Source organism: Achromobacter sp. DH1f, from assembly GCF_000633435.1.
Lineage (GTDB): Bacteria > Pseudomonadota > Gammaproteobacteria > Burkholderiales > Burkholderiaceae_B > Achromobacter > Achromobacter deleyi.
In genome coordinates this window covers 1-475 of record NZ_AYMF01000076.1, presented here as the reverse complement: position 1 = coordinate 475, position 475 = coordinate 1, and the positions used below count along the sequence as shown (strand labels likewise).

Genomic DNA, 475 nt, shown 5'->3' with positions numbered 1-475 from the left:
CAGCGCCAGGCCCGCGCCCAGCGCGGCCAACTCATGCGCGGTGCAGCGCCCCAGGCCGCTGCCGCCGCCCGTGACCATGACGGTCTGGCCGTCGAACAGGCCGGGCCGGAACACCGACGCATAGCGCGCCGCGGCGTCGCGGGCGGGGGTAAGGCTCATGTCTCGCTCCATCGTGTCTTTTTGTTGAGGATAACTCAATATTTATCGACAGCCCATCCCATTCAAGCGTATTACCCTATGGATTCAATCGTAGATTCCAGGTTACTAATTGAGGAATTGTCAATTACCAGGAGACCCGCATGACCCAGCCCGCCCCGCTCGAGGTCGTTCTTGATGGCCCCATCGCCCGCCTGACCCTGAACCGGCCGGACGTGCGCAATGCCTTCGACGAGACGTTGATCGCCGCCCTGACGACGGCGCTGCAACAGGCCGGCGACAACGCGGCGGTGCGGGTGGTGCTGCTGACCGGCGCGGG

The 475-nt window shown here is 64.8% G+C and carries 1 protein-coding gene and 1 pseudogene; one reads left to right on the top strand and one right to left on the bottom strand.

Going from position 1 to position 475, the window contains the following annotated elements:
* A pseudogene (locus U858_RS35495) lies at positions 1 to 159 on the bottom strand (2,4-dienoyl-CoA reductase); the annotation flags it as partial.
* Between the two features lie 140 nt (positions 160 to 299).
* Between U858_RS35495 and U858_RS0132960 the strand changes: the two are divergent.
* The coding region (locus U858_RS0132960) for an enoyl-CoA hydratase-related protein (RefSeq protein ID WP_029954725.1) at positions 300 to 475 on the top strand (176 nt) is incomplete at its 3' end.